Source organism: Mycobacterium sp. E2733 (assembly GCF_001667585.1).
GTDB lineage: Bacteria > Actinomycetota > Actinomycetes > Mycobacteriales > Mycobacteriaceae > Mycobacterium.
This window is the reverse complement of the sequence record NZ_LZJZ01000085.1, coordinates 14591-40737: the sequence shown is the minus strand read 5'-3', so window position 1 is coordinate 40737 and position 26147 is coordinate 14591. Positions and strand designations below refer to the sequence as shown.

The window sequence follows — 26147 nt, the reverse complement described above, 5'->3', positions numbered from 1 at the left end:
CGCGCGCGGTGAGGACCTCGCGGACCTGTGCGCCAGCGCGGCGCGGGTACGCGACGCGGGCTTGGCTTCGGCCGGCAGGCGCGGCCCCGGCGGCGGGTTGCCCGTCACCTATTCGCGCAAGGTCTTCATCCCGGTCACCCACCTGTGCCGCGACACCTGCCATTACTGCACCTTCGTCACCGTGCCGGCCGAAGCCAAGCCCGCGTCGCGTACCCGCGCCGCGCTGGCGCACAGGTCCGCGAGGTCCTCACCGCGCGCGGTCATCGCGACCGCCGCCTCATCGACATTGAGCGCAACGCCGTCTCGAGCGCGGCGCAGCACCCGTCGCAACGCCGAGGCGCTGGTCTTTGGCAAAACCACAGGATCAGGAAGAGCGGTAGGCTCCTCGCCCGGAGTCAGCGGCACCTTCGTGTAACTTCCCCACGATCGAATTTCATCCGCGTGTCCCAACATGTGAAATTTTCTCCGCCCCGTGCGGGCCTCGTCTGCGCAACAGTCAACAGTAGCGGCAGCGCTATACCCCCAATCGGGGACATCCCGGCCAACGTGACCGCACGAACGTCAGGCCCGGCGCCCGCGCCGCCACAGCACCCAGCACGGCGGCACCACGCCCAGCACGATCAGCAGCAGGGCCCCATAGGCCATCAGGCCGCGACCCCCCAGGATCACGTCGTCGGCCGGGCCGCCCATGCTGATCACCGCCACCGTGAGGAACCACGTCCACAGCGGCAACGCGGCCAGCCGCGACGATGTGGTCCACCGCCCGGCGGCCCACACCAGCGCGGCGTTGACCAATCCGGAAATCAAGCCGCTGATGGGAAACGGGACCGCCCCGATATAGGAAGGCAGCAGCAGGGCCCCGGCCAGTGCGGAAAGAACCCCGTCGACGGCCAACAGCGCCAAGACAACGAAACGTATCGCGGGGTCTGTCGTGCCGCTGTCTTCGAGGGATGCGGCGCGCGGCTTCGTTTCGGTCAGGTCGGGACGCTGTCGATGTTGGAGAGTATCGAGCCGATAACCCACTGCAGGCTGTCGAGCCGGTCCTGCCAATGCTGCTGATTAGGGTCCAGGTCGGGGTCCATGCGAAATCCTTCCGTGGCTGCCTGATTGGCAAGCCTACCCCGTGCCGGCCGAGCTGAAATCAAGCCCCGCAAGCAGATCTGTTTCCCAGCCGCGCTCGTCGCGCTCCCCGGCCGCGCCGGCCGCCAGCACGTAGTGCTCCTCGGCGAGGATCGGCAGCGCCATGTTGTTCGACAGGGCGCAGGCCCGGCCGGTGGGTCCGACGACCACCTGGGTGGCGTGCGCGGCGAGCGCCGCCCTCTTTGCCGCCCAGGCTTCCGGGGCGGGCTCGACGACGGCGTCGATGTCGGAGTCCGCGTACCCGAAGCCGAACTCTTCCTCCGGGGGAATCGCCCACTCGGACCGCAGATCCTCCCCCCTCAGCGCACGCAGACCCGCCATGAAGGCGCGGGTGGCGAACACCGACCAGTAGAACTTCGGCACCGTCCACGGCTCGCCGGGGAAGTCGCCGGAGCCGGCGGCGGCCACGGCGGCCGTTGTGACGGTGTGGGTGTGGACGTGGTCGGGATGGCCGTAGCCGCCGCCCGGGTCATAGGTCACGACGACGTGCGGGCGTTGCTCGCGAATGACGGCGACCAGCGCGCCGACGGCCTCCCGCTCGTCGGCGTCGATGAACCGTTGCCGCCCTCGGCCCGGTGTCCCCTGCATGCCCGAGTCGCGCCAGCGTCCCGCGCCGCCCAGGTAGTGGGGTCCGCCGACGCCCAGGGCGCGCAGCGCCGCGGTGAGCTCGCCGATGCGGTAGCCCCCCAACTGATCCGCGTGATCGACGGCGAGCCCGGCCCAGCGGTCACCGATGACCTCACCCTCTTCCCCGAGGGTGCAGGTGACGACGCGCACGTCGGCCCCGCGGGAGGTGTAGTGGGCGATGGTGGCGCCGTTGCTGAGGCTCTCGTCGTCGGGATGCGCGTGGACGAACAGCAGCCGTGGCGTCTCGGACATGGACGCACCCTACCCGCAGCGGCGACCCGTCGGCGGTCTCGTCGCAACCGATAGGAACGCATACGGCTACTATCGAGGGATGCCGCAGCTCACCCAGATCGCCCCGACCGGTGGCCGGAGCCGCCGACGCGGCGAGGTCCTCGAGCGGGCCCTCTACGAGGCGACCCTGGCCGAGTTGGCGGAAGTCGGCTACGGCGGGCTGACGATGGAAGGGATCGCGGCGCGCGCCCACACGGGCAAGGCGGCCCTGTACCGGCGCTGGGCCACCAAGTGCGAGCTCGTGCACGCCGCGCTGGTCCACACGTTGCCGCCGTTGCCCGAAGCGCGCCCGGGCCGGTCGGCGCGGGAGAACCTGCTGACGGTGTTCAGCGCGCACCGCGACGTCTGCGCCGGGAAGACCGCCTTCCCCGGCATGGCGACCGTCAACCAGCTGCTGCACGAACCCGAGATGCGCGCCATCTTCGCCGATGCCGTGGTGGCGCCGCGCCTGCATATCATCGAATCGATCCTGCACGCCGCCGTCGCGGAGGGCGAGCTCGACGCGGAGCTGATCACCCCGCTGACCGCCCGCATCGGCCCGGCTTTGATCAATCAGCACTTCCTGCTGACGGGATCGCCGCCGAACCGCCGGGAGCTGGCGCTGATCGTCGACACCGTGATCCCGCCGCGACCGGCGCGGGCGGGCGACTGACGAAGCGGGTTATGGCCCGGTCTTGATCCATTGGCCGGCGTCGCCGACGATGCCGACCGGCACGGCGCCCGACAGGCTGACGTTCTGCACGCTCGGGCCGGCGGCGACGATCGTGGTGTCCTGCAGGATCGGCAACACGGTCGACATGTTCCACAGGCGCGGCTCGACCGCCGTGATCACGTCGTTGATGCTCTTGGTGCCGTTCAGGGCGGCATCGATGTTGGACTGGACGCTGCGATCGCAGATTCCGGTGAGGTTCGACGGCGCCTGCACCAGCGCGTTGGGGTCAGCCGGGCGGCTGGGCGGCGGGGTCGATGTCGGCGTGGTGGCCGAGGTGCCCGGCCCGGTGGTCGCCGGCCCGCCCGGCGCGGGAGTGTTCGTGGTCGACCCCGTGGACGCCGGTACCTGCGTCGACTCCAGCGCCGGGCAGCCGTACCGCGACGCCAAACGCGTCGCCAGATTCCCGCCCGCCTGGTGCCAGCCGACAATCGCGTCCACCTGGTTGTTGTTCAGCGCATCGCGATACAACGTCACTGGGTCCAGCGCCAGCACGCTGGCGGCGATGCCGACGTTGCGCAACTGGTCGGCCGCGGTGTTGGCCACCGCGACGGACGTCGGGTCGTTGACCGCCACGCCGATGACCAGCGCCAGCTGTTGACCGTCCTTGCTGATCCGGCCGCGGATGACTTCAGGCGGCGTGGTGTTCGCCGGTGTCGGCGCCGCGGAGCCCGACGAGTTGCCCTCGACCTTGTAGCCGGATCGCTCCAGCAACGCCAGCGCGGCCGGGGTCGTCATCGCGGGGGGCGCGGTCGGCTCGTAGCCGGGATCGCTGGGGGCCCGGATCTGGGCCTGGTCCAGCGTGACGGTGTTGTCGCTGCCCGCGCCCACCGCCGCCAGCAGGTCGACGTCGAGCAGCCCGAGGATCGCCTTGCGCACCTGCGCGTCGGACAGCTTCGGCTCGTTCGCGCGCAGGGTCAGCTGCATCACCCGGGGCGTCACGATCCGGGCGGTGCGCACGTCGGGGATGGCGGACAGCTGCGCGAAGGCCGCCGATCCGCCGTGCACCTGGGCCACCTGCGTGTCACCGTTGCGGACGGAATCGGCGAGCGCCGCCGGCGCCCCGGCGCGCCGGAAGAGGATGAGCGCGGGCTTGGCCGGTGCTCCCCAGTAGCGATCGTTGCGGGCCACCAGGATCTCGTCGCGCTGCGGATCGATGCTCTCCACCCGGAACTGCCCGCCGGTCACCGGCAGCGCCCGGGCCAGCCCGGCCGCGAAACCACCCGGCACGTCCTTGACGATGTGGGCCGGAAGGATGTTGCTGAACAGTTCTTTCCACGACGGATAGGGCTGGGCGAAGGTGACCACCGCCTGCTTGCCGCCCTCGAGCGACTGCACGCCGGTGATGAGGTCATACCCGGCCGGGTCGACCACGCCGGGCTGGCTGACCATCTGCCGCCACAGGTACCAGAAGTCGTCGGCGGCGATCGGGGCGTTGTCGGTCCACTGCGCCTCCGGCCGGATCTTGTAGGTCACCGTGAACGGGTTCTGACTGGTCACCTCGGCGGACTCCAGCAGGGTCGGGTCCATCTCCCAGCGCGAGCCCGTCGGCGTGCCAGGGTCGGGCACCGGCCGGAACGCGCTGGGCAGCACCAGCGCGCTGATCGCCGCGTTCACCGGCGAGAGGTCGGACAGCAGGTGCGGGTTGAAGCCGGCGCCGATCGAGTCGATGCCCATGATGATCTGGGTCGGTCTCGGCGGCGGCGGTGGCGAGTTGTGCGGCGTGTCGGTGCTCTGCGGCGCCGGCGGGGGGTTGACCGTGCACGCCGCGAGCGCCAATCCGGCCAGCGAGACCATCACACCGACCGTCACGAAAAAACGGCGGACTCGTCGCGGCATGCCGAACAGGGTATCGAGCAGCTGCCCGGCAGCCCGCTCAAGCACGCGCGATTAACCCCGGGCCTTGGCCCGCGCCCGGCTGCGGCCGCGGGTCGTGGCGTCCAGCTCCACCTTGCGGACCCGGACGATCTCCGGAGTCACCTCAACGCATTCGTCTTGCGCACAGAACTCCATGGCCTGTTCCAGGTCGAGCTCGAGCGGCTTGGCCAGGGTCTCGATGACGTCCGCGGTCGACGACCGCATGTTGGTGAGCTTCTTCTCCCGGGTGACGTTGATGTCGAGATCCTCTGCGCGCGGGTTGATTCCGACGACCATGCCCTCGTAGGTGTCCTGACCGGGTTCGACGAAGAACTGCCCCCGGTCGGCCAGCTGAATCAGCGCGAACGGCGTGATGGTGCCGCTGCGGTCAGAGACCAGCGACCCCGTGTGGCGGGCCCGGATCTCGCCCGCCCACGGCCGGTAGCCGTCGAACACCGCGTTGGCGATCCCGGTGCCGCGCGTGATGGTGAGGAAATCGGTGCGGAAGCCGATCAGGCCGCGGCTGGGCACTATGAAGTCCATCCGGACCCAGCCGGCGGCGTGGTTGGTCATCTCCTCCATGCGGCCCTTGCGGGCGGCCATCAATTGCGTGATGGCGCCGACGAATTCCTCGGGGCAGTCGATCGTCATCGCCTCGAACGGCTCGTGCAGCTTGCCGTCGATCGTGCGGGTCACCACCTGCGGCTTGCCGACGGTGAGCTCGAAGCCCTCGCGGCGCATCTGCTCGACCAGCACCGCCAGGGCGAGCTCGCCGCGGCCCTGCACCTCCCAGGCGTCGGGCCGGCCGATGTCCACGACCCGGATCGACACGTTGCCGACCAGCTCTTGGTCAAGGCGGTTGCGGACCATGCGGGCGGTGAGCTTGTGGCCCGACACCTTGCCCGCCAGGGGCGAAGTGTTGGTGCCGATCGTCACCGAGATCGCCGGCTCGTCAACGGTGATCCGCGGCAGCGCGTGGGCGTGGTCGGGATCGGCCAGCGTGTCGCCGATCATGATCTCGGGCAGGCCGGCCACCGCCACGATGTCACCGGCGATCGCCTCGTCGGTGGCGCTGCGCTCGACACCCTCGGTCGCGAGCAGCTCGGTGATCTTGGCGCTGGTGATGACGGGCAGCCCGTCGACCTCGCGCATCCAGGCCACCTGTTGGCCCTTGCGCAGCTTGCCGTTGTAGATGCGGATCAGGGCGAGCCGCCCGAGGAATGCCGACGCGTCGAGGTTGGTCACCAACGCCTGCAGCGGCGCCTCGGGATCTCCCGAGGGCGGCGGGATGTGCTCCATCAGCACGTCGAACAGCGGGTCCAAATTGTCGCCGGCGGGCACCTCGCCGTCGGCCGGCTGTGTAGTGCTGGCCACGCCGGCCCGGCCGGACGCGTACAGCGTCGGCAGGCCCAGCGCGTGCTCGGCCGCCTTGGCGGCCTCGTCGTCGAGGTCGGAGGCGACGTCCAGCAGCAGGTCGTGGCTGGCCTCGACCACCTCGGCGATGCGCGCGTCGGGCCGGTCGGTCTTGTTGACGACCAAGATCACCGGAAGGTGCGCGGCCAGCGCCTTGCGCAACACGAACCGCGTCTGCGGCAGCGGCCCTTCGGACGCGTCGACCAGCAGCAGCACCCCGTCCACCATGGACAGCCCGCGCTCCACCTCACCGCCGAAGTCGGCGTGCCCGGGGGTGTCGATGACGTTGATCACCGTCACCGTTCCGTCCGGGTTGTGGCGATGCACGGCGGTGTTCTTGGCCAGGATGGTGATGCCCTTTTCCTTCTCCAGGTCACCGCTGTCCAATATGCGTTCCTGGGTGTCGTCACCGCGGTGGTGCAGCGCCCCGGACTGCCGCAGCATCGCGTCCACCAGGGTCGTCTTGCCGTGGTCTACGTGGGCGACGATGGCGACGTTACGAAATGGCACGTCGGTGATTGTGGCAGCGGGAACTGCGGAACCGCGAACCGGGCAGGTCACCGAGTGTGCGTCCAGGGTGGCGTCCCACGGCGTGTCGCCGCCCTGGACGCACGACGAAAGCCCCGAGCGCACACTAGACGGCGGCTCGCGCCGAGCCGGCGGGCGGCCGAGCGCCCGCTACCATCCCCTGCGGCGCGGCGCGGTACCGACCAATTCGCCCTTGGACGCCTCGTCGCGGCTGCGGTAGACGATGTAGGGCCGGAACAAGTAGGCGACCGGCGCGCTGAAGATGTGCACCAGCCGGGTGAACGGCAACAGCGTGAACAACACCATGCCGATCAGGGCGTGCAGTTGGTAATCCAGCGGTGCGTTGATCATCACCTCGCCGTGCGGCTGGAAGATCCAGATCCGGCGGAACCACAGCCCGACCGTGTACCGGTAGTGGAATTCGCCGCCGTGCGGCCCGGTGCCGATCAGGTCGCAGTACAGGCCCACCACGATGGCCAGCACCAGCACCACATACATCACCTTGTCGCTGGCGGTGGTGGCCATGGACACCGCCGGCCGGGTGAACCGGCGGTAGATCAGCAACCCGATCCCGACCAGGGTCGCGAGGCCGGCGATCGACCCGGCGATGACCGCCTGCAGATGGTAAACATGGTCGCTCATCTTCAGCATGTGCGTCACCCGCGGAGGAATGAACAAGCCCATCACGTGCCCGGCGAAGACCGCCAGGATGCCGAAGTGGAACATCGGGCTGGCCACCCGCAACAACCGCGACTCGTAGATCTGCGAGGACCGCGAGGTCCAGCCGAACTTGTCGTAGCGGTAGCGCCACCAGGTGCCGACGATCAATACCGACAACGTGACGTACGGCGCGATGTCCCAGAACAATACGTTGCTAAACACCTGGCACTCCTTCGCGACGGGGCGGCACGGTCAAGTTAAAGGGTTGCAGCCCAACGGCTTCCGCGGGCGGTCCGGCTTTCGCCAGGCGCTCCGCGCGACGCACGTCCTGGTCGGTCGCGGCGGGCAGCGTCGTGCAGACCGCCGCCACGGTGGGCTCGTAGGGCGACTTCGCGTCGGCCAGCGCGCCCCGCAACACGTCGATGGGGACGCGGTGCTCGATCAGCAGCCGCCGCCCGACCTCGGGATCGACGGTGGCCGCGAATTCGAGGACGACGGGCAGGTGATCCGGGGCCTCGGTGCGCGGCCGCTGCACGCCCGCTTCCCGGTAGGCGGTGGCGAACTCGAGCATCTCCCGGCCGCGGTTGCGGGTGTCCCCTGCGGTCCAGTAAGTCAGGTACATCGTGCAGCGGCGCCGCATGTCGAACGTCGCAACGTAGTCCATCGCGGCGGCCATCGGCTCGCGGGCGCGCAGCGCGGCCACCGTCTGTCCGAGCAGCGTCGCCGCGGGCCCGCTGATGTGGCTGAGCAGCTCATCGACGGTGTCCAGCCGCGCCGGCAGCTCGTCGTCCGGATAGGTCAGCAGCAGCGAGGCCGCCTGCCACACCAGTCGGTCCTGCAGGGTGTTCGTGCGTTCCCGGCGCCCGGCCAACAGCCTCATTGCTTCTGCTCTTCGGGAAACATTCCGGCGGGTACCTGGCGCCCGTCCCAGTTCAGCAGGTTCACCCGCGCCCGCGTGTTGCCAGGTTCGTCGCCGCGCTGCTTCAGGGCATGGAAGGTCTCCACGGAAACCGGCATCGGATCCGACTCGTACATGCCCGGGCCGCCGTCGCCCGTCAACGAGCAACCCAGCTGTTCGAGGTCGCGGGCCTGCGGGCTGAACGCGGTCGGAATGACATAGCGCTCTTCGTACTTGGCGATGGCCAGCAGCCGGTACATCTCGTAAATCTGCTCTTCGGTCATCCCGACGGACTGCGGTATGTGCGGCTGGGTTTCGCGCCCGAGGTTGATGTCGCGCATGTAGGAGCGCATCGCCGCCAGCCGCCGCAGCACGCCCTCGACCACGGCCGTGTCACCGGCGGTGAACAGTTCGGCCAGGTACTGCATGGGGATGCGCAGCGCGTCCAGCGCGCCGAACAGGTTGCCCAGCTCTTCCCCATCGTGACCGTCGCGGCTGACGGCGTCGACCACCGGCGACAACGGCGGGATGTACCAGACCATCGGCATGGTGCGGTATTCCGGGTGCAAGGGTAGGGCCACCTTGTAGTCGTTGATCAGCGCGTACACGGGTGAGCGTTGGGCCGCCTCGATCCACTCATCGGAGATCCCCTCCGCACGCGCGGCGGTGATCACGTCGGGATCGTTGGGGTCCAACAGGATTCGGCATTGCGCCTCGTAGAGGTCGTTCTCGTTCTCCACCGACGCCGCCGCCAGCACCCGATCGACGTCGTAGAGCACCAGGCCCAGATACCGCAGCCGCCCCACGCAAGTCTCCGAGCAGATGGTCGGCAGCCCGACCTCCATCCGCGGGTAGCACAGCGTGCACTTCTCGGCTTTGCCGGTCTTGTGGTTGAAATAGACCTTCTTATAAGGACATCCGGAGACACAGAAGCGCCAGCCACGGCAGCGGTCCTGGTCGACGAGCACGATGCCGTCCTCGCTGCGCTTGTACATCGCGCCCGACGGGCACGACGCCACACAGGAGGGGTTGAGGCAGTGCTCGCAGATCCGCGGCAGGTAGAACATGAAGGTCTCTTCGAGCTTGAGCTTGACCTCCTCGCTGACCTTCTTCAGGATCGGATCGCCGGCCAGAATCTCCGGCGACCCGGCCAGGTTGTCGTCCCAGTTCGGCCCCCAGGAGATCTTCATGGGTTCGCCGCTGATCTGGCTCTTCGGTGCGGCCGTGGGGAACGTGTCACCCGCGGGAGCCGTGGTCAGGTTCTCGTAGTCGTAGGTCCAGGGCTCGTAGTAGTCATCGATGATGGGCAATTTGGGGTTGGCGAAGATCCGCAGGAGCTTCTGGAAGCGGCCGCCGTCGCGCAGCCGCAGCCTTCCCTTCCTGTCGCGGATCCAGCCGCCGCGCCACCGCTCCTGATCCTCGTAGGTGCGCGGATAGCCTTGCCCTGGGCGGGTTTCGACGTTGTTGAACCACACGTACTCGGTGCCGGAACGGTTGGTCCACGCCTGCTTGCAGGTGACCGAGCACGTGTGGCAGCCGATGCACTTGTCGAGGTTCATCACCATCGCCAACTGGGCCATGACTTTCATATCAGTACGTCACTTCCTGACTGCGGCGGCGCACCACCGTGACCTCGTCACGCTGGTTCCCGGTGGGGCCCATGTAGTTGAACCCGAACGCGTGCTGGCCGTAACCGCCGGCCAGGTGGCTGGGCTTGATGCGCACCCGGGTCAGCGCGTTGTGGTTGCCGCCTCGCTTGTTGTTGGTCTCGGTGCGCGGCGTGTCCACCGTGCGTTCCTGGACGTGGTACACGAACACCACACCGTCGGGCATGCGGTGCGAGACGATGGCCCGGCACACGTAGATGCCATTGGCGTTGACCGCCTCGACCCAATCATTGTCCCGCACACCGATCTTCGCCGCGTCACCCGGACTCATCCACATCGTCGGGCCGCCGCGCGACAGCGACAGCATGTAAAGGTTGTCCTGGTAAGTGGAGTGGAACGACCACTTCGAGTGCGGCGTCAAATACCGCACCGTGAGACCTATCCCGTCCGGGTTCGTGCCGAGCTCCGGCTGGCCGAACAACCGCGCCATGTCCAGCGGTGGGCGGAACACCGGCAGGTGCTCGCCGAGCTCCTCGATCCAGTCGTGCGCCAGATAGAAGTGCATCCGCCCGGTCAGCGTGTGGAACGGCTTGAGGTTCTCGATGTTGATGGTGAACGGCGCGTAGCGGCGGCCCCCCGTTTCGCTGCCCGACCACTCCGGGCTGGTGATCACCGGCACCGGACGCGCCTGGGTGTCGGCGTAGGTGATACGGCGCTCCTCGCTGCCCTCGGCCAGGTGCGCCAGCCGCTGACCCGTGCGCTTCTCCAACGCGCGGAAGCCCTCCACGGCCAGCCGGCCGTTGGTCGTCCCCGACAGCAACAGCATGACGTCGGCCATCCGCTGCGCGGTGGTGATGGCCGGGCGACCCGCCGCGACACCGGAATTCAGCACGCCGAACTTGGCGGCCAGTTCCTCCACCTCCCGGAACGGGTGCACCGTGACACCCTTGACGCTCACCCCGAACGCGTCGACGAGCGGACCCAAGGTCAGCCACTTCTCGTAGACGGCCGCGTAATCGCGTTCCACCACGGTGACTTTGGCCATCGTCCGGCCCGGTACTGGAGTCGCCCCGGTGCGTAACCAATCGTCCTCGGCGCCGTCGGGACAGGCCATGGCATCCGGGGTGTCGTTCTGCAGCGCCGTGAGCACGACGTCGCTGCGGGTGCCCAGATGCCGCTTGGCCAAGGCGCTGAAGGCGCGGGCGATGGCGCCGAAAGCGTCGAAGTCCGAACGCGTTTCCCACGGCGGGTCGGTCGCGGCGCTGAACGCATGCACGTAGGGATGCATGTCGGTGCTGGACAGGTCCGCCTTCTCGTACCAGGTAGCGGCCGGCAGCACGATGTCCGAAACCAATGTCGTCGACGTCATCCGGAAGTCGATCGACATCATCAGGTCGAGCTTGCCCTCGGGGATGTCCCCCTCGCACCTCACGTCGACGGGCGCAGTCCCGCCGGCCGGCGGTTCGGCCTGCGCATTGGAATCGGTTCCCAGCAAGTGGCGCAGGAAGTATTCGCCGCCCTTGCCCGACGACCCGATCAGGTTGGCGCGCCACACGGTAAGCACCCGCGGCCAGTTGACGGGGTTGTCGGGATCGGTGACGGCCAGCTTGAGCTTGCGCTGCCCGAGTTGCTCGGCGACGTAGTCGGCGACGTCGCGGCCGGCGGCATGCGCCTCGTCGGCGACATCCAGGCTGGACCGGTCGAACTGTGGGTAGAACGGGCTCCAGCCCATCGCCGTCGCGGACGCCAGCAGGTCCATCGTGTGCTTGTTCGCGAACCGGCCCCGGCCGACGGGGCTGGCCAACTTGTCGGCGCCGTAGCCGTCGTAGCGCCACTGGTCGGTGTGCGCGTACCAGTAAGAGCCGCCCGGAACCTGCCGCGGCGGGCGCACCCAGTCCGTGGCCATGGCCATGGTCAGCCAGCCGCTGAGCGGGCGCACCTTCTCCTGGCCGACGTAGTGGGCCCAGCCGCCGCCGTTGCGCCCCATCGACCCGGTCAGCATCAGCAGCGCCAGCACCGCGCGGTAGATGGCGTCACTATGGAACCAGTGGCAGATACCACCACCCATGATGATCATGGACCGGCCACCGGATTCCTCTGCGCTGCGGGCGAATTCCTTGGCGACGCGGATCGCCTGCGCGGCCGACACGCCGGTGATCGCCTCCTGCCACGCCGGGGTGTTCGGCTGGGTCGGGTCGTCGTAGCCGGTGGGCCATTCGCCGGGCAATCCCGGCCGGGCCACCCCGTACTGGGCGAGCATCAGGTCGAACACCGTGCACACCAGGTGCTTGCCGACGCGGCGCACCGGAACACCGCGCGCCACGGTGGCGCCTTCGCCGTTGATGGTGTCGAAGCTGGCCAGGTGCACCAGCGCGGTGTCGCCATCGCCGTTGGCGCCGTGAGCATTCCGCACGCTGAGCGCGGGCTGCAGGTGGCCTAGGTCGAGGTTCCACTTACCGACGCCGTCCTCGCCGTAGCGGAACCCCAGCGAGCCGTGCGGCACCACCACCGAGTCGGAGGCCTCGTCCCATACTGCCGGTTTGAGCGCCGCATTTTCTTCGGTCTCGAAACCTCTGCCCAGGTCCGCCGCCGTGAGGTTCTTCCCCGGCACCAGCATGTCGCCGCGCTCTTCCAGCTTGATCAGGAACGGCAGGTCGGTGTAGCGGCGCGCGAAGTCGGCGAAGAACGGAACCTCCTTCTGCACATAGCATTCCGAGAGAATGACGTGCCCCATCGCCATCGCCAGCGCCCCGTCGGTGCCTGCCGCGCACGGCATCCATTCATCGGCGAACTTGGTGTTGTCGGCGTAATCGGGGCTGACCGTCACCACCTTGGTGCCGCGATAGCGCGCCTCGGCCATCCAGTGTGCGTCGGGGGTCCGGGTGATCGGCACGTTGGAGCCCCACATCATCAAATACGCCGCGTCCCACCAGTCCCCGGATTCGGGCACGTCGGTCTGATCGCCGAACACCTGCGGTGAGGCCACCGGCAGATCGGCGTACCAGTCGTAGAACGACGTCATCGGGGCGCCGATCAGCTCGAAGAACCGCGACCCCGCGGCGTAGGACACCATGGACATCGCCGGGATGGGCGAGAACCCGGCGACCCGGTCGGGACCGTAGGTCTTGATCGTGTGCACGTGCGCGGCGGCGATCAGCTCCGTGGCCTCGGCCCAGGTGATCCGGACCAGTCCCCCCTTGCCGCGGGCGCGCTGATAGCGCTGTCGACGTTCGGGGTCCGCCTGGATGTCGGCCCACGCCAGCACGGGATCACCCAGGCGCGCCCTGGCTTCCCGGTACATCTCGACCAGCACGCCCCGCGCGTACGGATAACGCACCCGGGTGGGCGAGTAGCTGTACCAGGAGAACGACGCCCCACGCGGGCATCCGCGCGGCTCGTATTCCGGCCGGTCCGGGCCCACCGAGGGGTAATCGGTTTGCTGGGTTTCCCAGGTGATGATCCCGTCCTTGACGTAGATCTTCCAGGAGCAGGAACCGGTGCAGTTGACCCCGTGGGTGGAGCGCACCACCTTGTCGTGGCTCCACCTGTCGCGGTAGAACACGTCGGCCTCGCGACCGCCCCGCCGCGTCACCGTGCGCAGGTCGGCCGAGAACTCGCCGGGCGTGAAGAACCGCCCGCTGCGTTCCAGCAGCTCCTCGAGCGCTCCACCGACGTGTGGTGTGACAGTCAACAGCTACCCCTTCTGCTCTGTATCGCTGCGTCGTGGCCGGGCCGGCGCTCCGAACCCCGGCTGCGCTGTGTTGAGCATCGGCCCATCGATGCATCCGCCCGCGCCATGCCGGATCGGCAGCGGCACGGATGTCGGCGGTGCGGGTCGCGCACCCGCAAAGGGCGCGGGAGAAGGGCCTCTCACCTCCGCCGCGCGCGGCCTGTTAACGAGGAATCGTTTATTCAGCATGGGTTTTGTGGACTAGAGGCGCCCGGCGCGGACGAGGGATCGCCTCCGGACGCACTGCTAGGTCAAGTCGTTTACTACAAGTTCATGTTGGCGTTATATCTCCAAGTTCACCCGCGCGACCTTCTACGGCGCTGAATGTCAGCTGCGGAAAGGCTGTGGACTTGTTATGAAGCCCCGTCGGCCAGCGTTCGTACCAGGTCAGCGACCCAAGCGCGGTCGGCGGGCACCCAGTCGACATCGGTCAGCTCGGCCGCGGTCAGCCAGCGCACCGCCCGGTGGTCTCGAGCGTGCGGTTCACCGCTGAGCAGGCGCACGCGGTACGCCCGCAGCGTCATGCCGTCCAGCGCGATGTCGTCGCCCAGGCGGTCGCCCACCGCGACGTCGCCGACCGTCAGCCCCAGCTCCTCGGCCAACTCCCGGACCAGCGCGTCGGGTTCGGTCTCGCCCGGGGCGACCTTGCCGCCGGGCAGCTCCCAGCGACCGGCCAACTCGGGCGGCCGGGCACGCTGCGCCACCAGGACACTGGCGCCGCGGACGACCGCCCCGGCGACGACGATCTGGGTCGGCATGGCCAGACGGTATACGGTCGGGGCATGGCTGTGTTAACGGATGAGCAGGTGGACGCCGCACTGCCCGACCTCAACGGATGGGAGCGTGTCGACGGTGCGCTGCGCCGGTCGATCAAGTTCCCGAGCTTCCTCGCCGGCATCGACGCGGTGCGCCGGGTCGGCGAGCACGCGGAGAGCAAGGACCATCACCCGGATATCGACATCCGCTGGCGGACGGTGACTTTCGCTCTGGTCACGCATTCCGAGGGTGGCATCACGGAGAAGGACGTGGCCATGGCGCACGACATCGACGAGATCGTCGGAAGCTAGTCCTTAGCCCCGTCTTCGACCGTCACTACAGCGTGTCCCCCGCAAGCGGGTGGTATGCCCAGTTCGGCGGCGGCAGCCACGCCAGCGTGACGTTCGGGTGATCGGCCGGCGGCGGCGATCCAGATCAAGGTCGCCACGGCCGCCACGATGTAGATGAGGCCGGCCCATGCCAGATACCACGGCCGGGTAGTTTGCCAGATCGTCGGCTGAGCGAAGAGCAGCAGCCACGGCACGCCGACGATGGTCAGCGCCAGCCAGCCCCAGCCCACGGTCCCGGCGCCGCGCCGCTTGCGCAGCGGCCCGTGAATCGCCCAGATCATCAGCGGCACCAGCCACACCCAGTGGTGGGACCACGAGATCGGTGACAGCAGCAGCCCGAACAGCTCGACCACCAGCAACTTGCCCAACCGGTCGGACCGGTCCAGCGCCCGCCACGCCAGGACGGCCGCGACCGCGGTGGCGGCGATGGCGATCAGGACGGGCGTGCCGAAGCCGGCGTCGTGACCAAGGATCCTCGAGATGCCGCCGCGCCACGATTGATTGATCGACGTGGCGATGGGCCCCACGCGGTGCGCGTCGCCCAGCAGCTTCGTGAAGTAGTACCGGGTCTGATCACCGACCACCAGGGCCGACACGGCGATGGTGGCAACGAAGACCAGGAAGGAGGAGGCCGCCGCGGCCCATCGCCGCACGCCGACCAGATAGACACCCGCGATCGCGGGCGTCAGCTTGATCCCGGCCGCGACGCCGACCAGCAGCCCCGACAGCCACCACCGCGTCGTCAACACCGCCCACAGCACCGCCAGCATCAGCAACACGTTGACCTGCCCGTAGTCGAACGTGCTGCGCAGCGGCTCGATCCAGATCGTGACGGCCGTCCACGCCATGGCCGTGCGGCGGCCGTCGGCGCCGGGCGCCACACCGATCAACCGCTGGCTGATCCGGATGGCGCCGTACAGCGCGGCCATCGTCGCGATCTGCCAGGCGAAGGCGACCAGGCCGAAGGGCAGCAGGCTCAGCGGGTAGAACACCACCGCGGCGAAGGGCGGATAGGTGAACGGCAGCGGGAAGTCCGGCGTCTGGTCGGCGTAGACGTAGCTGTAGAGGGTGCCGGGATGGTCGATCGCGGCCGCGCCGCCGAGGTAGACGTGCAGGTCGACGAAGTTCGCGCCGTGCGGCGACAGGTACGTCCACGCAAGCCGCGCGGCGACGCTGGCGACGAGCAGCGCGGGTGCCGCCGCCCGAAGCAGACTCGCGAACCGCCGGCGCGGGGGTGCCGCCGGGGTGGCCGAAGTGGTGTCTATGCGCCCGACTTTAGGCGATCGAGCTGGCCCTGAGCCGCATATGGCGGACCGCGTCGCCTGCTGCGCGCCTGGTCGGGTGGCGTTCGGTCACCGCCGTCACTCGTATCAATAACGATCAAATAAATGCCACACGTGTCACTTGAGTCCCATCAGTATCAACGTAACTTCGGCGACGGACCCGTTTTCCACAACCAGGGAGAGTCATGCCAACCATCTGGACTTACATGCGTGCAGCGGCCGTCGTCGTCGGTTCGTCCGCAGCCCTACTCACGGGCGGTATCGCCCACGCCGACCCTGTGCCGGCTCCGCCGATTCCGAACATTCCGCAGCAGCTGATCAGTTCGGCGGCCAACGCACCCCAAATCCTGCAGAACCTCGCTACCGCCCTGGGCGCCACCCCGCCGGCCGCGCCGGCCGCTCCGGGCATTACCTTCCCGGGTGTTCCGTCGGCCGCCGGGGGGGCACCGGCGCCTTCCGCCGCGGTTCCGTCGATCCCCGGGCTGGCGCAGGCACCGACGCCTTCCGCCCCGGCGACCACCCAGGGCCTCCAGGGGCTGATCCCGGGGCTGACGCAGCCGGCACCCGCGGCACCCGCGGCGCCCGCCGCACCGGCCACGTCATCCATACCGGGACTGCCGGCCATCCCGGGGCTGTCGACGCCGACCGCCCCCGCCACCCCGCCGGCCCCGCAGATTCCGCAGGCGAAGGTCGACATGCCGGCGTTCCTGCCCAATCTGCCGGTCAACGTGCCCGCGCAGATGACCCTGCCGCAGGACCTGCCGGCACTGGCCGGGGCTCCCGCCGCTCCGGCGGCTCCGGCGGCTCCGGCCGCACCGGCAACCGGGGCCAACCCGGTGGCGCCGCTGCTCGCCGCCCTGCCCTGATTAGTTAACCGACAGCAAAGCCACCCCTACTGACCGGAGGACACACCGTGGCAACCACTTGGAATCTGTCCAAAGGATTGGCCGCTGTCGTGACGGCATCGGCTGCCGCGTTCGGGTTCTGCCCGAGCGCGGCAGCCGAACCGGCGACACCGCAACCGAATTCGACTCAAGAACTCCCGGGCCTGCCGGCGTTATCGCAGCTGAGCCCGATCATTCAGCAGGCGGCCACCAATCCCGGGCAGGCGACACAGCTGCTCATGGCCGCAGCGCAGGCCTTCAGCCACAACCAGGGCGCGCCCACCGAGTCCCGGAACGTGGCCCAGTCGGTGAATCAATTCCTGGCCCAGCCGGGATCGCCGGCCACCGGCCCCGGAACAGCTTTCCCGGACGGCTCGCCGGTGCCGCATGTACCCGCGGCGGGCGTCGAACCGGGCGCCCAGTCACACCTGCCGACCGGCATCGACCCGGCACACGCCGCCGGTCCGGGTCCGGTCGCAGCTCCGCCGGCAGCGGGCGTCGAACCTGGCGGCGAGTCGCACCTGTCCCTCGGCTCGGACCCGGCGCGCGCTGTCGGGCCGGTCACAGGTCCGCCGGCTGCGACACCGCCGGTGGCCGCGCCGGCGCCCGGCACCGTCGCACCCGTCGCGGCGCCCGTACCCGCACCCCCGGCGCCGGCCGAGGCTCCACCGGCCGCCGCTCCCGCGCCCGACGCGGCACCGGCGGCGGCCTCGGGATTCGGCCCCGACGCTCCGCCCACGCAGGACTTCATGTATCCCTCGATCGGCACCAACTGCCTGGCGGACGGCACCAGCGCGATCGCCACCGCCCTGTCGGTGGCCGGCCCGGCCAAGATCCCGACTCCCGGTCCTGGCCCCGGACAGACGGCCTACGTGTTCACCGCCGTCGGCACCCCCGGACCGGCCGAGGTGCAGAAGCTGCCGTTGAACGTCACGTGGGTGAACCTGAGCACGGGCAAGTCGGGGACGGTCGCGCTCAAGCCGCGCACCGACATCAACGGCGACGGGCCGACGACGCTGACCGCGATCGCCGACACCGGGTCGGGCAGCATCATGTCGACCATTTTCGGGCAGGTCACCACCAAGGAAAAGCAGTGCCAATTCATGCCCACCATCGGCTCCACGGTGGTGCCGTAGGGCCCTCACTGTTCCCCGCCCTGAGCGCGCGTGTCCCACCGGGGCACGCGCGCTCGGCGTTCAGTCAGTCCGTTAGTACGCCATGAACAAGATCGCGTCGCGGTCGTATTCGAGGCCCGGATGATCGCTGGCGAGATGAGCCTGGGTCAGCTCGACCAACTCGTCCTCATCCTTGCCGACGATGGCTTCCCCGCACGGACACGTTATGTGTGTCTTCACGTTGCCGCCCTTCCCTTCTGGTGACCTACTACTTGGCAGCCTTGGCCGCCGCTTTCAACTGCTTCTTGTAGGAACGCACTTTGCCCATCGATTGGGCGTCGACGATATCGGCGACGGAGATGTGCGTGCCGGCCTTGCCGAACTGCCCGGCCGCCGCGCGCCAGCCCTTTACATTCACGCCGTACTGCTTGCCCAGCAAAGCCAGAAAGATCTGGCGCCTTGACCTCGCCGAAACCGGGCAGCCCCTTGACGCGCCGCAGCAACTCCTCGCCGTCGGGGTCGCCGGCGGTCCATAGGCCGGCGGCATCGCCGTCGTAACGGTCCACGATGATCTGGGCCAGGGTCTGGATACGCTTGGCCATCGATCCCGGAAAGCGATGTATCGCAGGCCTTTCCGAACACAGCGCGGCGAACTTGTCGGGGTCGTACTCGGCGATTTCATGAGCACCGAAGTTGCCCATCCGGTCCGCGATCTTCTTCGGCCCCGAGAAGGCCGTCTCGAAAGGCACCTGCTGATCCAGAACCATCCCGATTAGCAGGGCCAACGGGTTCTCGTCCAGCAGCGCGTCGGCCTCAGGATCTTGAGCGAGCCAAAGTTTCACCGTCAACGACCAACCTTTCCGCCGAACACCCTAAGGCCGATGGCCTCTGTGTTGAGAGACTACCTATCAGAGAGGCGCTTGCGGCCGCCGAATAACCAGGGAGTCAGGTGACGTGGTGGTGGATGAGGCCCGATTGGCACTGATGCTGGACCGCGACGAACTGCATCAACTAGTCACCGCGTATTGCCGGGCCGTCGACCGCGCCGACTATGACGCGCTTCGCCGCCTGTATCACCCCGACGCGACCGACGCGCACGGCTCGTTCTCGACGGGCGGCGTCGAACATTTCATCGTCCAACTACAGGCCGCGGAACCGTATGTGCGTGTCTCCCAACACAACATCACCACAACGAACTTCGTGGTCGAGGGGGACACGGCCCGGGGTGAGATCTACTGCCTGGTGTTCCACACCTTCGCCGGTCCCGAACACGATCTGGACGTCATCATCGGCGGCCGGTACCTGGACACGTACACCAAGCACGACGGCCGCTGGAAGTTCCGTCAGCGCACCATCGTGGCGGACTGGGCCTACCAGAACGACCCGTCGCGAGTGGACTTCGGACACCCGAGCACCCGCGGCAGCCTGCGGGGCGAACCCGGCCAGGCCGACCCGTCGGTCGGCCTGTTCACCCGCACCGAAGGCTGATCGCCAAAGTGATTGGCGCGCAACGGGCGACGGCCGGCAGTCAGCCGCTCTTGCGGCGGAATTCGCGGCGGTTCTCCACCGGGCCGTGCGCACGAGACTGCTTACTGCCGCCACTCTTGTGGTCGGACCCGCCCGACGACTTGGCCATCTTGCGGTCGAGGGCCTCGCGGAACTTGCGCTTGTTGTCGTCGTCCGATTCCGGCGCCTCGGAAGACTTCGATTCAGCCATAGCGGCAGCCTAGCCGGGATTGCCGCAAACGGGCGGCTACCGCACCCCGGGCGGCATGCCGTAGACGTGCGAGATCGGCAGGGTCAGCAACACCCGCCGATCGGTGACCATCGCCTCGCGGAACTCGTCCCAATCCGGGTGTTCGCCGGCAATGTTGCGGTACAAGGCAATCAGCGCCTCGACGGTGGCGTCGCCGGGGGCGGCCGCCGGCGGAGTCAGAATCGCCGTGCCCTCGGCCACCGCATACGACCACCCGTCGTCAGCGTCGACCAGGATCGATGCCCGCGGATCGCGGCGCAGATTGCGGGTCTTGGCGCGCGGCTCGGTGATCGACACCCGCACGGCCAGGTCGCGCGGGTCGAAGTGGTAACTCACGTTCGACAGCTGCGGGCGTCCGTCGCGTTTGATGGTGGCCAGCACTCCGAGAGAGTTTCCACTGATCACGGCCAGCAGCTTGTCGTCGAAGACTTGGCGTCCCATGGGAGAAAGCCTACGTCGCGCGTCCAGCAACCGGTCCCGGAGCGCGTCGGCACGGGCCGCCCTGGTGAAATCGGATGATGAGCAAGTACGCGGCGTTCCTGCGCGGCGTCAACGTCGGCGGCGTCAACCTCAAAATGGCCGAGGTGGCGCGCGCATTGACCGACGCCGGATTCACCAACGTGCGCACCATCCTGGCCAGCGGCAACGTCCTGCTGGAGTCATCCGCCGGTGCGGCCGGGGTGCGCAAGAAGGCCGAAGCCGCGCTGCGCGAGAAATTCGGCTACGACGCGTGGGTCCTGGTCTATGACCTCGAGACGGTGCGGGCCGTCGTCGACGCCTATCCGTTCGAGCCCGAGGTCGACGGCTACCAGTCCTACGTCACGTTCGTCGCCGACGAAGCGGCGCTCGACGAACTCTCCGCACTCGGCGAGGCCGCCGGAACGGGCGAGCGGATCAGCCCCGGCGCGGGCGTCATCTATTGGCAGGTGCCCAAGGGCGGCACCCTGGACAGCACGATCGGCAAGACGATGGGCAAGCCGCGCTACAAGTCGTCGACGACCACGCGCAACCTGCGCACGCTGGCGAAGGTCTTGCGTTAAGACGGCGCGCTCAGTCGTCCGGCACGTTGGTCAGGTAGCGCATCGCGTCGGACTTCGTCAGCCCCAGCGCCCGGGCCACCTCGACGTACTCCTTGGCGGCGGCCGCCATCGCGGCGTCGGTCGGGTCGAAGCGGGAGATGAAAGTGCCGAAGCGCCCGCGGGTTTCAACGATTGCCGCCGACTCCAGTTCGCGGTAGGCGCGGGCCACGGTGTTGGCCGCGACGCCCAGCTGGCCGGCCAGGTCGCGCACCGTCGGGAGCCGGGTCCCGGGCGGCAGCGCACCGGCCCGGACGCCGTCGATGACTTGGGTCCTGAGCTGGTCGAACAGCGGCCTGCCCGCTTTCATGTCGACCTTCAGCAAATCCCGCAACTCCACCTCTTCAGTATGTCGCAAGCACGGCTATCTTTGTGGGATGCGAGTGGCGGTGCTGAGCGGCGCGGGAATCTCCGCGGAGAGCGGGGTGCCGACCTTCCGCGACGACAAGAACGGGTTGTGGGCCCGCTTCGATCCTTACGAGCTGTCCAGCACACAAGGGTGGCGCGACAACCCCGAGCGGGTGTGGGGATGGTACTTGTGGCGCCACTATCTGGTGGCCGACGTCCAGCCCAACGCCGGGCACCGCGCCATCGCCGCCTGGCAGGACGGCGCCGAAGTCAGCGTCATCACCCAGAACGTCGACGACTTGCACGAGCGCGCCGGGAGTATGCCGGTTCACCACCTGCACGGCAGCCTGTTCGAATTCCGTTGCGACCGTTGCGGTATGCCGTACACCGGCGCGCTGCCCGCGATGCCCGAACCGATGCTGGAGGTGGAGCCGCCGGTCTGCCACTGCGGTGGCCTGATCCGGCCCGACATCGTGTGGTTCGGTGAGCCGTTGCCCGACGCACCGTGGCAGTCTGCCGTCGCGGCGACTGAGGCCGCCGACGTGATGGTCGTCGTCGGAACCTCGGCGATCGTCTATCCGGCCGCCGGGCTGGCCGAGCTGGCGCTCTCGCGCGGCACCGCCGTCATCGAGGTCAATCCCGAGGTCACGCCGCTGTCCAGAAACGCCACGATCAGCATCCGCGAGACGGCCGGCCAGGCGCTGCCCGGGTTGCTGAAGCGGCTGCCCGCGCTGCTGAAGTAGCCGCGCGGGATTACGGCCTGCGGGCGCGGCCCAGCAGGATTTCCGACACCGGCATCGGCGCCCACGCCGGCAACGTGAATTCGCGCCGGGAAACGTCGACTTCGAATCCGGCGTCGACTATTGCGCGCTCGGTGTCGCGGTGGGTGTGGCAGTTGCCGAACAACCGGGGCCACAGCGTCGCGTCGGCGATCCGTTGGAAGCGGCCCCGCGCCCCGGCGCTCGCCACATGCTCGAGGTAGCGCAGCTCGCCACCCGGCCGCAGCAACGAATACAGGCGTCGGAGCACGCCGCCCGGATCCTGCACGGAGCACAACACCAGCGAGCACACCACGGCGTCGAACGGCTCCCCGCCGCCGAACCCTTCGGCCGTCTCGCCCGTCACGACGACGCGGGCGGGCACCACATCCGCCGCGGCGCGGGCCTGGGCCGCCAGCCGCGGCTCGGGCTCGACCGCCACCACCTCGTGAACCGACTCCGGGTAGTGGGGAAAGTTCGTCCCAATGCCCGCACCGACCTCCAGCACCCGCCCCGACAGCCCCGCGAGGTTCTCCCGGCGAAGGGACCGTATCACCTCAGTTTCGTGGGTGGCGACGACGGGCCAGATGCGCGCGAAGAAGGGGTTGTCCACCGCCGTTGTCATACACGTCAACCTTCCGACTCGGATGAGCCTCACAATAGGGTCTTGCGACAAATCGATCGGCGCGTTAGCAGATGTTGGGCACGGGTTCCGCCAGCGGACCACCGTCGAGGGGGACCGGCTCGACGTACACGTGGGCCCCGCCCTCGCTGATGCCGAACCGATCGTGCAGCCAGGCCAGCGGCCTGGGCGCCCACCAATTCCACCGGCCCATCACATGCATGAACGCCGGCACCACGACCATTCGCACCAGGGTGGCGTCGGCGAACACCGCGAGCGTCAGGCCGAGACCGAACATCCGCATGAACGAAACGTGGGCGGCGATCAGCGCGGCGAAGGACATCGACATCACCAACGCGGCCGCGGTGATCACCCGGCCGGTACGGGCGACGCCGAGCGCGACGCTCTCGTCGTTGGCGGCGTGCGCCTCCTTCGGGGTCGGCCGTCCCGGTCGGGCGGCCCCGGACGCGAGCCAGTACTCGCGGATCCGCGAGAGCAGGAACACCTCGTAGTCCATCGACAACCCGAAGGCGATGCAGAACAGCAGCACCGGCATGTTGGCGACCAGCGTCCCGCTCGGCGTGGTTCCGAGCGCGCCGAGATGCCCGTCCTGGAAGATCCACACCAGCGCACCGAAGGCCGCGGTCAGCGAGAGGATGTTGCAGGCCAGCGCCTTCGCCGGGAGCACCACGCTGCCGGTGAGCAGGAACAACAGCGCGAAGGTGATGGCGGCCATCAGCCCGAGCACCAGCGGAAGCCGGTCGGTGACCGCGTCCACGCTGTCGCGGTTGACCTGGGCGACGCCGCCCATCGCGACGGCGCGGCCGCCCGGCCCGGGTAGCTCATGCAACCGCTTGAGTTGGGCGTCGTTGGCCGGGGAGAACAGCGGCGCCGTGCTGCTGACGGTCAGGAAGGCGCTGCCGTCGGCCAGCCCGGTGGCCCCGGCCGGCGGTCCAGTCCGATTCCCGCCTACGAACGTCCCGCCCGGAGCCGACACGTCCGACACGTCGGGAACCCGCGACAAGTCGGCGGCGTACCGGTCCAGGTCCGCCGGACTCAGGCCCCGCGCGTCGGGGACGACGACCGGCACGGACGTCGCGGAGTCGTCCGCGAAATCGTTGCGCAGTCGGTCACCGACCTGATGCGACGACGTCGAACGCGGCAGCACCCGGTCGTCCGGGAAGCCCCATTTCACGCCGAGGAATGGAAGCCCGAGCAGGAGCAGCACCGCAACGACGGTCAGGCCGATCGGCGCCCAGCGGCGCATCACCAGCTTGCTCGACCGGTACCAGAACAGCTGCTCGACGGGTTTGTGCTCCGGCTCGGGGCGCCGGAAGACGCGGCGCAACAGCCGGCGCACGTCCAGTGCGTCCAGCCGGGGACCCAGCAGCACGATGGCGGCCGGCGTGATCACGATCGAGGCGGTCGCGACGAAGGCCACCGTGGCCACGCCGGCGTACGCGAAGGACTTGAGGAAGTACATCGGGAACGCCACCGTCGCCGACATGGACAACGCCACGGTCACCGCGGAGAACAGCACCGTGCGCCCGGAGGTGGCCATGGTCCGGATCAGCGCCTGTTCCCGGTCGCTGCCGTCGGCCAACTCGTCGCGGTACCGGCTGACGATCAGCAGGGTGTAGTCGATGGCCAGCGCCAGGCCCAGCGCGGTGCTCAGGTTGAGCGCGAAAATCGACACTTCGGTGGTGAACGTGATCAGCCGCAACACCGTCATCGAACCGACCACGGCCAGCGCCCCCAGCGCCATCGGCAGCGCCGCCGCCAGGAGCCCGCCGAAGACCCAGATGAGAATCACGAAGCTCAGCGGGAGCGCGATCATCTCCATCACCAGCAGATCGGCCTGGTTCTGGGTGTTGATCTGGGCGTACTGCATCGCCGCGCCGCCGGCGCTGACGGTCACGCCGTCGCGGTCGTGGACGAATTGGTCCGCGATGGTTTGGGCGTTGGTCTGCGCGTAGTTCTCGCCGCCCTTGAGGTTGACCACGAGCAGGCCCGACTTGCCGTCGCGGCTGACCAAGTCCGCGGCCGCCTCCGGGGGGACCGTCCACGGCGAGGACACGTTGTAGACCAACGGTGACTTCCGCAGCTGGTTGACCAGGTCGGTCCCCACATTGCGGGCCTGTTCGCTATTGGTGCCCCCGGGCGCTGTCACCAGGATCAGCATCTGCTGACCGCTCTGTCCGAACTTGTCGGTCAACACCTGGATCGCGTGGGCGGACTCCGAGTGCGGATCTTGGAAGCCCCCGGGCGACAGGCTCTTGGCGACGGGGATCCCGAAGATCGCGGCGGCGATGAAAACCAGAACGCCTATCGCGATGATGCGGCGCGGCGCCGCGATGGCCAATCGGGCGATCCCCTGCAGCATGTCGAGCCCTTCCGCCGCCGGTGCTGATCGCGCTGGCCGCTGGCGTACCGGCGACAACTTAGCAAACGCTAATTTTCACGCGTCAAACAGATTCCTTCTTCAAGCACGGACGGCGGCGGGCGCACGGTTCAACGCGGCGCTTTAAACCGCGCCGACAGTAAGAGTCCGGCCAGAAAAATGTGTGCCAATTAAGCAGGTCAGGGGCTAAACGCCGGCCTCGACCGCTTACAACCTACCCGCCGGTAAATTGCCACCATTTTCCGAATCGTGACTCAAAGATTCCTTAATGGTGGCCCATACGCTCACTGTCATGTGGATCGACGACACAAGTGCCGACGTCATCAAGGTTGACTTCGATGCCCTCTACCACGGCGACGTTCTGGTGGAAGGCGAAACCTCGGAGCAGTTCGACGAACTGCAAGCTGCGAGCTGAGGTACGACCATGAGCATGCTCGCACGCCTGTTAATGGCCGAACCCGCCGTCAGCCGATGGTTCCGTCGATAAGTTCTTGCTTCATTACGAAAGCCCCCCGCTCATCGCGGGGGGCTTTCGTGTTTCGAAGCCTCAGCGAGGCGCCATGCGGATCGCGCCGTCGAGGCGGATGACCTCGCCGTTGAGCATGGGGTTCTCGATGATGTGCACCGCGAGTGCGCCGTACTCGTCGGGATCACCGAGCCGGGCGGGGTGCGGAACCTGCTTGCCCAGCGACTTCTGCGCCTCCTCAGGCAGCGAACCCAGCAGCGGGGTCTTGAACAACCCCGGCGCGATGGTCACTACGCGGATGAGCTCGCGCGACAGGTCGCGTGCGATCGGCAGCGTCATCCCGACCACGCCGCCCTTGGACGCCGAGTAGGCGGCCTGGCCGATCTGGCCCTCGAAGGCGGCGACCGAGGCGGTGTTGATGATGACGCCACGCTCTGGGCTTGTTTCGGGGCCCACCGGCTCGGTCTTGGCGATGCGCTCGGCCGCCAGCCGCAAAACGTTGAACGTGCCTATCAAGTTGACCCCGACTACCTTCTTGAACGCATCAAGCGGGAACGGACCGTCCTTGGACAGCGTCTTGATGGCGTTGCCGATCCCCGCGCAGTTGACGTTGATGCGCAGCGGGCCCAGCGACTCGGCGGTGTCCAGCGCCTTGCTGACGCCGGCCTCGTCGGTGACGTCGGCCTGCACGAAGCGGGCGCGCTCGCCGAGCTCTTGGACAGCCTCTTCGCCCCGCAGGTCGATCACCACAACCTGCGCCCCGGCGTCCAGCAGCCGCTTGGTGGTGGCCAAGCCCAGGCCGGAGGCGCCCCCGGTGACGACGGCTACGGCGTCCTTGATTTCCATGCGAGTCCTTCCTCGGGATTCCAGCC

25 protein-coding genes and 3 pseudogenes are annotated in these 26147 nt (G+C 68.5%); 9 read left to right on the top strand and 19 right to left on the bottom strand.

Features of this window, described 5'->3' with window-relative positions:
* Positions 1-199, top strand: a pseudogene (locus A5678_RS26575) (hypothetical protein); the annotation flags it as partial.
* Here the strand turns inward: A5678_RS26575 and fbiC are convergent.
* The 3 genes and pseudogenes from fbiC to mshB all read right to left on the bottom strand — a co-directional run.
* Positions 184-453: pseudogene (fbiC, locus tag A5678_RS26570) on the bottom strand (7,8-didemethyl-8-hydroxy-5-deazariboflavin synthase); the annotation flags it as partial. The pseudogenes A5678_RS26575 and fbiC overlap by 16 nt on opposite strands.
* Positions 454-561: 108 nt before the next feature.
* Positions 562-1023 (bottom strand): hypothetical protein, encoded by a 462-nt coding sequence (locus tag A5678_RS15650; protein WP_068043899.1) that lies wholly within the window; start codon positions 1021-1023, stop codon positions 562-564.
* 93 nt (positions 1024-1116) lie between these two features.
* Positions 1117-2019, bottom strand: a complete 903-nt coding sequence (gene mshB, locus A5678_RS15645; RefSeq protein ID WP_068043897.1) for an N-acetyl-1-D-myo-inositol-2-amino-2-deoxy-alpha-D-glucopyranoside deacetylase — start codon at positions 2017-2019, stop codon at positions 1117-1119.
* A gap of 79 nt (positions 2020-2098) precedes the next feature.
* Here mshB and A5678_RS15640 point away from each other — a divergent pair, with 79 nt between their 5' ends.
* Positions 2099-2710, top strand: coding sequence for a TetR/AcrR family transcriptional regulator (locus A5678_RS15640; RefSeq protein ID WP_068043895.1), 612 nt, complete (start codon positions 2099-2101; stop codon positions 2708-2710).
* 9 nt (positions 2711-2719) lie between these two features.
* Here A5678_RS15640 and A5678_RS15635 read toward each other — a convergent pair whose 3' ends face one another.
* The 7 genes from A5678_RS15635 to A5678_RS15605 form a co-directional block, all read right to left on the bottom strand.
* Entirely contained in the window at positions 2720-4606 is a 1887-nt protein-coding gene (locus tag A5678_RS15635; RefSeq protein ID WP_197502153.1) for an ABC transporter family substrate-binding protein, read from the bottom strand.
* A 51-nt stretch (positions 4607-4657) separates the two neighbouring features.
* Positions 4658-6547 (bottom strand): translational GTPase TypA, encoded by a 1890-nt coding sequence (gene typA / locus A5678_RS15630; RefSeq protein ID WP_068043902.1) that lies wholly within the window; start codon positions 6545-6547, stop codon positions 4658-4660.
* Positions 6548-6715: 168 nt separating this feature from the next.
* Positions 6716-7447, bottom strand: a complete 732-nt coding sequence (gene narI / locus A5678_RS15625; protein ID WP_068043890.1) for a respiratory nitrate reductase subunit gamma — start codon at positions 7445-7447, stop codon at positions 6716-6718.
* Positions 7440-8105: a nitrate reductase molybdenum cofactor assembly chaperone gene (narJ, locus tag A5678_RS15620; RefSeq protein WP_068043888.1), complete on the bottom strand. Its 666-nt coding sequence runs from the start codon at positions 8103-8105 to the stop codon at positions 7440-7442. The genes narI and narJ overlap by 8 nt, the downstream gene beginning before the upstream one ends.
* On the bottom strand, positions 8102-9712 hold the full coding sequence (gene narH, locus A5678_RS15615) for a nitrate reductase subunit beta (protein WP_068043886.1): 1611 nt from the start codon (positions 9710-9712) through the stop codon (positions 8102-8104). The genes narJ and narH overlap by 4 nt, the downstream gene beginning before the upstream one ends.
* 1 nt (position 9713) lies before the next feature.
* The gene (locus A5678_RS15610) at positions 9714-13421 is read right to left on the bottom strand and encodes a nitrate reductase subunit alpha (RefSeq protein ID WP_068043885.1); all 3708 of its coding nucleotides are present in this window, start codon (positions 13419-13421) and stop codon (positions 9714-9716) included.
* Between the two features lie 392 nt (positions 13422-13813).
* Positions 13814-14218, bottom strand: a complete 405-nt coding sequence (locus A5678_RS15605; protein ID WP_068043882.1) for a (deoxy)nucleoside triphosphate pyrophosphohydrolase — start codon at positions 14216-14218, stop codon at positions 13814-13816.
* Positions 14219-14242: 24 nt separating this feature from the next.
* Between A5678_RS15605 and A5678_RS15600 the strand changes: the two genes are divergently transcribed.
* On the top strand, positions 14243-14527 hold the full coding sequence (locus A5678_RS15600) for a 4a-hydroxytetrahydrobiopterin dehydratase (RefSeq protein WP_068043880.1): 285 nt from the start codon (positions 14243-14245) through the stop codon (positions 14525-14527).
* Here the strand turns inward: A5678_RS15600 and A5678_RS15595 are convergent.
* Positions 14524-15873, bottom strand: a complete 1350-nt coding sequence (locus A5678_RS15595; protein ID WP_068043878.1) for a mannosyltransferase — start codon at positions 15871-15873, stop codon at positions 14524-14526. The genes A5678_RS15600 and A5678_RS15595 overlap by 4 nt on opposite strands.
* Before the next feature lie 161 nt (positions 15874-16034).
* On the opposite strand from A5678_RS15595, the gene A5678_RS15590 reads away from it, so the two are divergent.
* Positions 16035-16715, top strand: coding sequence for a hypothetical protein (locus A5678_RS15590; protein ID WP_068043876.1), 681 nt, complete (start codon positions 16035-16037; stop codon positions 16713-16715).
* A 29-nt stretch (positions 16716-16744) separates the two neighbouring features.
* Positions 16745-17869: a hypothetical protein gene (locus A5678_RS15585; RefSeq protein ID WP_197502154.1), complete on the top strand. Its 1125-nt coding sequence runs from the start codon at positions 16745-16747 to the stop codon at positions 17867-17869.
* 72 nt (positions 17870-17941) lie between these two features.
* Here A5678_RS15585 and A5678_RS15580 read toward each other — a convergent pair whose 3' ends face one another.
* Positions 17942-18088, bottom strand: coding sequence for a DUF1059 domain-containing protein (locus A5678_RS15580; protein ID WP_066951537.1), 147 nt, complete (start codon positions 18086-18088; stop codon positions 17942-17944).
* 28 nt (positions 18089-18116) lie between these two features.
* Positions 18117-18690, bottom strand: a pseudogene (locus A5678_RS15575) (HhH-GPD-type base excision DNA repair protein).
* Between the two features lie 112 nt (positions 18691-18802).
* Between A5678_RS15575 and A5678_RS15570 the strand changes: the two are divergent.
* Positions 18803-19336 carry a nuclear transport factor 2 family protein gene (locus A5678_RS15570; protein ID WP_068043872.1) on the top strand — a complete coding sequence of 178 codons (534 nt, stop codon included), beginning with the start codon at positions 18803-18805 and terminating at the stop codon, positions 19334-19336.
* 40 nt (positions 19337-19376) lie between these two features.
* On the opposite strand, the gene A5678_RS15565 is transcribed toward A5678_RS15570, so the two are convergent.
* A complete protein-coding gene (locus tag A5678_RS15565; RefSeq protein WP_068043870.1) occupies positions 19377-19565 on the bottom strand; it encodes a DUF5302 domain-containing protein in 189 nt (62 codons plus the stop codon).
* A gap of 36 nt (positions 19566-19601) precedes the next feature.
* The gene (locus A5678_RS15560) at positions 19602-20045 is read right to left on the bottom strand and encodes a PPOX class F420-dependent oxidoreductase (RefSeq protein ID WP_068043868.1); all 444 of its coding nucleotides are present in this window, start codon (positions 20043-20045) and stop codon (positions 19602-19604) included.
* 77 nt (positions 20046-20122) lie between these two features.
* On the opposite strand from A5678_RS15560, the gene A5678_RS15555 reads away from it, so the two are divergent.
* Positions 20123-20644: a DUF1697 domain-containing protein gene (locus A5678_RS15555; protein WP_068043867.1), complete on the top strand. Its 522-nt coding sequence runs from the start codon at positions 20123-20125 to the stop codon at positions 20642-20644.
* 10 nt (positions 20645-20654) lie between these two features.
* On the opposite strand, the gene A5678_RS15550 is transcribed toward A5678_RS15555, so the two are convergent.
* Positions 20655-21020, bottom strand: coding sequence for a GntR family transcriptional regulator (locus A5678_RS15550; RefSeq protein WP_066951550.1), 366 nt, complete (start codon positions 21018-21020; stop codon positions 20655-20657).
* Positions 21021-21057: 37 nt separating this feature from the next.
* Here A5678_RS15550 and A5678_RS15545 point away from each other — a divergent pair, with 37 nt between their 5' ends.
* Positions 21058-21771, top strand: coding sequence for an NAD-dependent deacylase (locus A5678_RS15545; RefSeq protein ID WP_068043865.1), 714 nt, complete (start codon positions 21058-21060; stop codon positions 21769-21771).
* A gap of 10 nt (positions 21772-21781) precedes the next feature.
* Here the strand turns inward: A5678_RS15545 and A5678_RS15540 are convergent, their stop codons facing one another.
* Positions 21782-22411, bottom strand: coding sequence for a class I SAM-dependent methyltransferase (locus A5678_RS15540; protein ID WP_068043863.1), 630 nt, complete (start codon positions 22409-22411; stop codon positions 21782-21784).
* Positions 22412-22475: 64 nt separating this feature from the next.
* Positions 22476-24791 carry an MMPL family transporter gene (locus tag A5678_RS15535; protein ID WP_068043861.1) on the bottom strand — a complete coding sequence of 772 codons (2316 nt, stop codon included), beginning with the start codon at positions 24789-24791 and terminating at the stop codon, positions 22476-22478.
* A 310-nt stretch (positions 24792-25101) separates the two neighbouring features.
* Here A5678_RS15535 and A5678_RS28195 point away from each other — a divergent pair, with 310 nt between their 5' ends.
* Positions 25102-25224: a hypothetical protein gene (locus tag A5678_RS28195; protein WP_156655929.1), complete on the top strand. Its 123-nt coding sequence runs from the start codon at positions 25102-25104 to the stop codon at positions 25222-25224.
* Positions 25225-25356: 132 nt separating this feature from the next.
* Here the strand turns inward: A5678_RS28195 and A5678_RS15530 are convergent, their stop codons facing one another.
* Positions 25357-26121: a 3-hydroxyacyl-CoA dehydrogenase gene (locus A5678_RS15530; RefSeq protein WP_068043858.1), complete on the bottom strand. Its 765-nt coding sequence runs from the start codon at positions 26119-26121 to the stop codon at positions 25357-25359.
* Positions 26122-26147: the final 26 nt, after the last annotated feature.

Coding starts and splice junctions, on each gene's coding strand:
- mshB (WP_068043897.1), bottom strand. CDS start 2,019: ATGTCCGAGACGCCACGGCTGCTGTTCGTCCACGCGCATCCCGACGAC.
- A5678_RS15640 (WP_068043895.1), top strand. CDS start 2,099: ATGCCGCAGCTCACCCAGATCGCCCCGACCGGTGGCCGGAGCCGCCGA.
- A5678_RS15635 (WP_197502153.1), bottom strand. CDS start 4,606: ATGCCGCGACGAGTCCGCCGTTTTTTCGTGACGGTCGGTGTGATGGTC.
- narJ (WP_068043888.1), bottom strand. CDS start 8,105: ATGAGGCTGTTGGCCGGGCGCCGGGAACGCACGAACACCCTGCAGGAC.
- narH (WP_068043886.1), bottom strand. CDS start 9,712: ATGAAAGTCATGGCCCAGTTGGCGATGGTGATGAACCTCGACAAGTGC.
- A5678_RS15605 (WP_068043882.1), bottom strand. CDS start 14,218: ATGCCGACCCAGATCGTCGTCGCCGGGGCGGTCGTCCGCGGCGCCAGT.
- A5678_RS15600 (WP_068043880.1), top strand. CDS start 14,243: ATGGCTGTGTTAACGGATGAGCAGGTGGACGCCGCACTGCCCGACCTC.
- A5678_RS15590 (WP_068043876.1), top strand. CDS start 16,035: ATGCCAACCATCTGGACTTACATGCGTGCAGCGGCCGTCGTCGTCGGT.
- A5678_RS15565 (WP_068043870.1), bottom strand. CDS start 19,565: ATGGCTGAATCGAAGTCTTCCGAGGCGCCGGAATCGGACGACGACAAC.
- A5678_RS15560 (WP_068043868.1), bottom strand. CDS start 20,045: ATGGGACGCCAAGTCTTCGACGACAAGCTGCTGGCCGTGATCAGTGGA.
- A5678_RS15555 (WP_068043867.1), top strand. CDS start 20,123: ATGAGCAAGTACGCGGCGTTCCTGCGCGGCGTCAACGTCGGCGGCGTC.
- A5678_RS15545 (WP_068043865.1), top strand. CDS start 21,058: ATGCGAGTGGCGGTGCTGAGCGGCGCGGGAATCTCCGCGGAGAGCGGG.
- A5678_RS15540 (WP_068043863.1), bottom strand. CDS start 22,411: ATGACAACGGCGGTGGACAACCCCTTCTTCGCGCGCATCTGGCCCGTC.
- A5678_RS15535 (WP_068043861.1), bottom strand. CDS start 24,791: ATGCTGCAGGGGATCGCCCGATTGGCCATCGCGGCGCCGCGCCGCATC.
- A5678_RS28195 (WP_156655929.1), top strand. CDS start 25,102: ATGTGGATCGACGACACAAGTGCCGACGTCATCAAGGTTGACTTCGAT.
- A5678_RS15530 (WP_068043858.1), bottom strand. CDS start 26,121: ATGGAAATCAAGGACGCCGTAGCCGTCGTCACCGGGGGCGCCTCCGGC.